Source organism: Paraburkholderia tagetis (genome assembly GCF_022213065.1).
In the GTDB taxonomy this organism is placed as follows: Bacteria; Pseudomonadota; Gammaproteobacteria; order Burkholderiales; family Burkholderiaceae; genus Paraburkholderia; species Paraburkholderia tagetis.
In genome coordinates this window covers 107,043-114,567 of the sequence record NZ_JAKLJA010000026.1, presented here as the reverse complement: position 1 = coordinate 114,567, position 7,525 = coordinate 107,043, and the positions used below count along the sequence as shown (strand labels likewise).

Annotated in this window: 5 protein-coding genes; 2 read left to right on the top strand and 3 right to left on the bottom strand. The window is 59.0% G+C overall.

The window, feature by feature from the left end:
- Positions 1-1,731 precede the first annotated feature (1,731 nt).
- From L5014_RS25780 to L5014_RS25770, 3 genes are read right to left on the bottom strand one after another with little or no spacing between them, the layout of a single operon-like run.
- Positions 1,732-3,111, bottom strand: a complete 1,380-nt coding sequence (locus L5014_RS25780) for an ATP-binding protein (RefSeq protein WP_238466625.1) — start codon at positions 3,109-3,111, stop codon at positions 1,732-1,734.
- Positions 3,108-3,770, bottom strand: coding sequence for a response regulator (locus L5014_RS25775; protein WP_238466624.1), 663 nt, complete (start codon positions 3,768-3,770; stop codon positions 3,108-3,110). The genes L5014_RS25780 and L5014_RS25775 overlap by 4 nt, the downstream gene beginning before the upstream one ends.
- Positions 3,771-3,794: 24 nt before the next feature.
- Positions 3,795-4,091 (bottom strand): DUF4148 domain-containing protein, encoded by a 297-nt coding sequence (locus L5014_RS25770; RefSeq protein WP_238466623.1) that lies wholly within the window; start codon positions 4,089-4,091, stop codon positions 3,795-3,797.
- Positions 4,092-4,457: 366 nt separating this feature from the next.
- Here L5014_RS25770 and L5014_RS25765 point away from each other — a divergent pair, with 366 nt between their 5' ends.
- Both L5014_RS25765 and L5014_RS25760 read left to right on the top strand, forming a co-directional pair.
- The gene (locus L5014_RS25765; RefSeq protein WP_238466622.1) at positions 4,458-4,898 is read left to right on the top strand and encodes a hypothetical protein; all 441 of its coding nucleotides are present in this window, start codon (positions 4,458-4,460) and stop codon (positions 4,896-4,898) included.
- A gap of 973 nt (positions 4,899-5,871) precedes the next feature.
- Positions 5,872-7,020: a porin gene (locus L5014_RS25760; RefSeq protein ID WP_238466621.1), complete on the top strand. Its 1,149-nt coding sequence runs from the start codon at positions 5,872-5,874 to the stop codon at positions 7,018-7,020.
- Positions 7,021-7,525: the final 505 nt, after the last annotated feature.

The window sequence follows — 7,525 nt, the reverse complement described above, 5'->3', positions numbered from 1 at the left end:
CAACCGCTACTTTGCCACGCTCGTCGAAGTGCTCGCGGCCGTCGAGGCTTGTTTCCGACATTGGATCAGGCCAAACGAGGTTCTACGCAGATTATGCTGCATTATTTAAGACGCTGTGTTTAGCTAGGGTAGCTACGACTGTGAACGATTACATAAACGCTCGATGACGTATTCCCATCACGCTGAGACGCTGCTCGACTTCCGGTAGAAGGTACTTTACGAATGCGCGTCGCAACGCTGTTCTGGAATGGTCGGAAATTGAGGGCTGTTGACACGCGGAGACCACGTGTCCTGCAGATGCATTGAGAGTATCCGCCAGGGGATTCGATACGGACGCGCTACGCACCTTTCCGTGCGCGCCGCCCCCCGCCGGATTGTTGCGTGAAAGCGAGCACTGAGCGATTGAGCAGAAGGCGCGTTGCGCGCAGTCCGTGTCTTCCGTCCAACCGGGTGGGGCTCCAGGACGTTTGTGTGACTTGCGCGCCACCGGTGCCCTGATACGATGCGGTCGCGCGCTCACGCCGTCCGGCAATCTTGTTGGCATGCTCCCTTGCGAGCAGACGCTGCGCCTGTTGGTCTCCCTTGCTGGCTTCCCGCGCCGTCTGGACCGACGTCTCTGTGGCCTCAGCGAGCGCGGCACGAGCGGCGCTACTGATCTTGACAGTGTGCGAAGCCGACGATGCCGATTGCTGTGCCGCCGTACCGTTCTGGGATTGGGGCGCGTTGCTTGCGTTGCCCGCTTCAGTTGCCTTCTGGGATTGGCCGCCTGTGTGTGTGGCTGCGCTGGTGGGCTGGGTGGAAACCGATTGAATTGCCATGAGAAAACTCCCGGAAATATTTGCCGAAACACGGCGGATAGCCTAACGGCATCGACGTTGCGATCCTTGAGTATTATCTTTTCGTTAAATCCGGCGGGCTTAAAGATTGCATAAGGTTGAGCATGAATCTCGTTTCCCTCACATCCTTCTATCCCGTATTCGAACGTCGAGCTCGATTCGCGCAATTGCCAACGTCGGCTCACTGACTGGCGAGAGGCGGAAATTGGAACCGAGGTGACTTCTGTTCAATGTCGAGACGGTTGGTCAATCAGACGTTGCGCTTGCCATGCGCGCTTTCGCCGGCGGCGGCACAGCCGGTCTGGTTTGCTTGCTCAGCTTGAGGGTGGAGTCCTAACGACTGAAGATGGTGTATTAAGCGGGAGGCTACTCGCCCCCCAAAAAAAGCGGCCCCGACCTGCTGGCCGGGGCTCCTGAAAGGTGATGTCAGCCGCAGCACCGGATTCCGGCACATGATGGCTCAATGAATCACCTGCGTGAAGCGGGAAAATCTGGCGTCAAGGTGGCGTTCGTCATCAACTTCGCGCTAACTGTAGGATGGCAATACTTAAGGTAGCCTTAATTCGCTCCGGCATTCGTGCGCCCGTTTTCGACGACGCGTCTCAGCAAGAATACCGGAGGCGCCGGTTGCGCCGCAGGTGAGCGCACAGGAAGTTTGCCCCGGGCACGAACCTGGTGTCGGTAGAGGACCTTGTCGACTGGCCGTGATGGTCCTGTCTCCAACAGCACCAGGTTGAGGTCAAACGTGCTCATGAAAAAGCCGAGGAAGGCTAGAGACCGGGCGCTATGCGGAATTTCGTTGCGTCTGGATGTTCTGGTGCCAATGGGCATGCCTTGCGATGGGCGAGTAATGGCCCGCTCCCAGCGCGAAAAGATGGGGCCTCTGCCTGTTGGACTAGACGGTTGCCGTGCCACTGGTTTTATCCTCGTCCACGTTAACAACATGGGGTCTGCCACGCGGAAACCGCAAGGTTACCGTCAAACCGCGATTGTCTTCACCGCCACCGAGCGAGATGCGAGCGTGATGCTGTTCGGCGATGCGCCTGACAATCGACAGCCCCAGCCCGCTGCCCGACGAAGTGTGCCCATCGCCACGGTAAAAGCGTTCCCACACCCGTGCCCGGTCCTCCTCCGGAATCCCTGGGCCGGTGTCGCGGACCTCGAGCATGGCGCAGCTGTCCTCGCGACTCACGATGACGTCAACGCGCGCGTGGGCTCCGGCATAGCGGATCGCATTGTCGACCAGATTGTTGAGCAGGATGCGAAGGCCGTCGGCGTTGCCGCTTGTTGTGACGACGCCTGTGGCTACCAGCCCCAGATCGATTTCATTTGCTTCTGCGTAGCGTACCCGGTCGCCGACAACGCCACGGGCCAGCGCGGTCAGATCCACCGTGCTGAAGACCGGAGCGGGCGATTCCGGGCCGAGTCTCGCCAGTGTCAGCAACTGTTCGGCGAGGTGGGCAAGGCGCGCCGTGCCAGCCCGAATCTGCGCTGTGATAGCGTCGCGTTCATGTGACCCGGTCGCCTTGGGCAGCAGCTCGGCCTGAAGCCCGAGCCCCATAATCGGCGTGCGCAGCTCGTGCGCGGCATCGGCGATGAACTGGCGCTGGGCGGTGAACGCGTGGTCAAGTCGCGACAACAGATCGTTGATTGCATCGACCAGGGGTTTGACCTCCACCGGCATGGCCGCAGTGTCGATCGCCTGCATGTTGTTCGCATCACGTCGTTTCAGGTTGGCCGCGATCTGGCGCAGCGGCCTCAAACCGTAGCCGATGCCAAACCAGACGAAGAGGGCAAGCACCGGCAGCAGCGACAGCACAGGCCAGAAAAGGGCCGTGGCAATCTCCGCCACCGCTTCCCAGCGCGCGCGGCGCGCCTGGGCGATACGGACGAGTAGTTCGCCGTTGCGCTCGACGTACGTATGCCAGAGCTGTCCGTTGACTTCGATGTCCGAGAACCCCGCGGCTTGAGGCGGCGGCATTGACGAATCCCGGTCGGTGCTGAACACACGCGTTGTGCCGCGCCAGACCTGAAGCAGCACCGTGTGGGACTGTTCGCCCGAGAGCCGGTCCTCGTTTGCGCCCTGCATGCCCCTAAGTGACAGATGACCATCGGGTTCGACCACGACGTGCTGTGCGATGCCCTTGAGCTGGTCGTTGAGCACCTCGTTCAGTTCCGAGAGCGCGCCCCAGTAGGTCGCCGCGCTCGCAAGCAGCCCGGTGAGCAACGCGGCGGGCAGCAGCCAGATTAGCAAACGCCGGCGCAGGGACCTCAAACAATCTCTCCGATCTGGTAGCCCACGCCGCGAACATTGCGAATCGCCTTTGTGCCCAGCTTGCGGCGCAAGTTGTGGATATGCACCTGGATGGTGTTGCTCTCGACCTCTTCATTCCAGCCGTAGATACGCTCTTCAAGCTGTTCCCGGGAAACGGTTGTGTCCGGTTTGTGCATCAACTCGTGAAGCAGCGCGAACTCACGCGTGGTGAGCGGTATCTCTTCATCGTGCAGCCAGACCCGATGCTGGGCGGGGTCGAGCCGTAGCGGGCCAGCTCGCAGCGCCGTGCCTGCGCGACCGGCCTGCCGACGATGCACGACACGCATTCTCGCGAGCAGCTCATCGAGTGCAAATGGCTTGACGATATAGTCGTCGGCGCCGCCGTCGAGTCCTGCCACCCGATCCGGAACGGCATCGCGGGCCGTGACGATAATGACGGACGTGTCGTCGTCGCGCTCGCGTAACCGTTTGAGCAAGGTCAGCCCGTCCTGCTTTGGCAGGCCGAGGTCAAGCAGGACGAGCCCGTATGACGTCGTGCGCAAGGCGAGTGAGGCCGCGTTGCCATCGCGGGCCCAGTCCACCGCGAACCCCTCGCCCTGCAGCCCCAGCTGCAAGCCGCTACCGATCAGTTCATCGTCTTCTACCAGAAGTATCCGCATGCTGTCGTTCTGTTCTGCCTGTCGTCAGTGGTGACCGTATTCCTCATTCCACCTGTGATGCGAGATGGTATTGCCGGATTGCGAAGTGCCGGTCGCCGTGCCACCATAACCAGTGCCTGATTGTGCCGCCACGCGAGCCTCGGCCGCTTGAATGTCCTCAGGATACTTCGTCTTGCTTGGCTTGTAACCCGCATGTTCGAGCTGGATCAGTTGACCCTCGACCTGCGCGCGGGTCAATGAATCGTTTGATGCCTGTGCAAACGACACTGCCGGTGTGGCAACGGCAAGCGACAGGGCAAGCGCCTTGATGAGGGTGTTCATGGCAAGTACCTCCGTGATTAGCCCGTCGGGGCGTGCTGGTGCTTTGTATTCCAGCAATTGCAGTTTGCAACGCCAGACTTAAGACACGGTTAACATGGTGCCAGTCGTGAAGCATGCCCGTGAGACCACGCGGGCTCTGAAGTAAGTGTGCCTTGTCACGAAATGGGTGATGGGTATGCGCCGGTCCCGAATACAGAAGAAGGCCTGCGAGATCGTGCGTGCAGTCTTAAGTTGATCTTAAGGCAGCGAGCAGTACAGTCCATATCGAATCCCCGGCGAGGCTGCCGCACCTTTCATATGAAAAGGAATTTGCGTCCCACCGGTGGGTAATCGCATGGATGATTGCTGTCGCACGGGAGGGTAGTCATGAAGAGGAACGCATTACAGGCGGCGATGACTGCAGGTCTCCTCGCGGTCTCGACGGGCGCTTTACCCGCTGAGCCGTCGACAGTGACGGTTCACCTTTCAGACGGGGGAAGCAAAGGGATGTCATTGACTCTGGTGCCATCGACAATCCCGGCTGGTCCGGTCGAGTTTACGATCACGAATGAGTCTCACACGTTGAAGCACGAATTCATGGTCTTGCCATGGTCCGGCGCTGGCACCGCGCTTCCTTATGATCAGAAAACACAGCAGGTAAAGGAGGCGCGCCTGGGCGATCTGCAAGGCGTGGAGGATCTCAATCCCCGGGAGACTGTCACGGCCCGGTTCGTACTCAAACCAGGTCGTTATATCGCATTCTGTAACGAGCCAGGGCACTATCGTGACGCCATGCGAGCCACGCTGGTAGTCGACGCGGCGAAATGATGGTGTCCAGAACAGTGACCTGACGGTCGAGTTACCGGTTTGCACTTCTGACCGGAAACCCAACGCATTTTCGTATCGCCAGGGCAAGCCGCTGATCTTCGCGGGGCAGTATCAATTCGGCCCAGCGATTCGGCGAGTCGTTGATTGAGCCAGCCGGGTCCGGCCTGCGTAATAGCGTCAGGACTTTGGGCATGATCGTTGTCTCGAATGCGATGAGGGGCAACTTGCTGTTCTCTTGAAGTGCTCGCAGCCAATTGATGACTGGACTGTCGTGGATAGTGGCCTCGATGTGGTGAAACTCGTCGATCATGTCGAGGAGTTATTGCGTGTCGTCGGTCGCATGCTTGGGCGAATTCTTTCGTACCGCTTCCTGCTGGGCTCGAAAATCGCAGCGGGCCGAATACTCGACAGGTGTCAAGGTCCTTGGTCTTAAAGCAACAGTCGCCTTGTTCACGCTTTTGACCTGTACGATGCAGTCTTATAAAGATTCAGTCCTTGGTTAGCGATGGCATACAAAAAATAACTCAATGATGCCGGCTTGATACCTTAGGTACTCCAAAAAGAAGATAGTGAGACGAAACGCACGAATTCCATGTTCGATTCGGCACAGATGCAGTCCGGCGGTCTGCACTTTGGAACGCCCGAATCAAATCCGGGACGTACACATGTCACCCCCTCCGGACTCTTCGGCGTGCCATCTCCAAATTGCTGAAGGCGAGCGAGGTGCAACTTTTCTTGAGCATGTAGCACCCCGCACATGGTTGAGTGCTGGTGGTCTTCAGAAAATATTATGGATAACGAAATGTATCGGCTGCACAATGCGTTGCATCTCATCCAGCAACGCGTGCGTGTATCGATTGCTCGGTGAAAGGTTAGAGTCAGTTTGTTTTATATAGCTGTTGAACACGGCAGCCGATTGGCTTTTTACCCGAAGATGTTCGAGTTTTGGAATACCAACCTTAGGAGATCAGCAATGAAAAAGACGATTCTGGCCGTGACTGCCATGGGTGCAATGGGATTCACGTTGACGAGCCACGCCCAGAGTTCTGTGACGCTGTATGGCCTGATAGACGAGGGTTTCAATTTCACGACGAATGCCGCGGGTAACAGGGGCTATCAGATGGTGAGCGGCGATACCGCCGGCAGTCGCTGGGGCTTGAAGGGGGCGGAGGATCTCGGCGGCGGGATGAAGGCGATCTTCCGGCTCGAGAACGGTTTCGACACGAACACCGGCAGGCTGGGGCAGGGGTCGCGCATGTTCGGCCGGCAGGCCTACGTGGGTCTCGCTTCCGATTATTACGGCACGCTGACGATGGGACGGCAGTATGATCCCACGATCGACATGTGGAGCGGATTCACGGCGGCGGGGAACTGGGAAGGCGATCTGGGTGCTCACCCGTACGATACCGACAACGCGGATTACGACTTCCGGATCCAGAACAGCGTCAAATATGTGACGCCGACCTATGCGGGCCTGACCGGCGAACTGTTGTACGGCTTCAGCAATCAGGCTGGAGGCTTCGCGCAGAATCGCGTCTATAGCGCGGCCGTTCAGTACCAGATGGGGCCGCTCGCGGCAGCGGTCGCCTACATGAAGACGAACAACGGCGGCTCGACCTTTGGCGGTGCGATGTCGAGCAACGAAGCCGTGTTCACGGGCACCTCGCAGCAGAACATCGATGCCGGCGTCTCGTACAAGTTCGGTGACAAGGCGACGGTCGCCTTTGCTTACTCGCACGTTGACGTGTACAACCCGACGTCGAATGCCTATTTCGTCAACCAGCCGGCGGCGGGAACCCAGAATTCCTGGAAGTTCGACAACTTCGAAGTCAACGGCCAGTACTTCTTCCAGTCGAACTTCTGGCTCGGTGCCGCGTACACATTCACGCACGCCCATATCTCGACGACGACTGGCAGTGCGTCGCCGAACTGGCACCAGGTCTCGTTGATGCTTGACTATGACCTGAGCAAGCGGACATCCCTCTATGTACAGGGATCGTACCAGCACGCGACCGGGAAGACCGGGACCGACTTCGACAACGCGTACATCTTTGGTTCGGCAGCGCCATCGTCAAGTTGCAACCAGATGGTCTATCGCGTCGCGATGATGCATCGCTTCTGACGCGCGCTTTATGATCGAGAACGGGCGCGAAGGACGGCCGGCGCGCGGTGCCCGCGCCCTTCGCGCACCGTTGGGGCCGCTCGTCAAGCCAGGGCGGGGCGGTGGCGTGTCGTATTGCAGGGACAGCGGCGGATTTCCACCTTTTGCCCTGCGATGAGCACGACCATCTCAACAAGACGTGCATCTGAGCCTTGACATACAGATTCGGAATAAGGCGTCTCGCACCTCTCGCGCAAAAGGTGACGGCTCCGGAAAAGGGTCGGTAGTTCAATGCCTCGATGAGCCGCCGGTTTTACGAAACCGGCGATTCCTTGCTGCATATCTCGTACCCGTCAGGGCCGTAGCCATCCCTGGCTGAGGCAAGCAGGACAGGGACGAACCAGATCGCATTGTTCGCGATGAGCGCGCCCGCGGCGACAAGCGAATGTGGCGCAGACGGCATCGCATTGAGTGCCAGGAAGATGGCTCGATTGACGGATCCGGTTGCGTCTATATAAACGTTCGT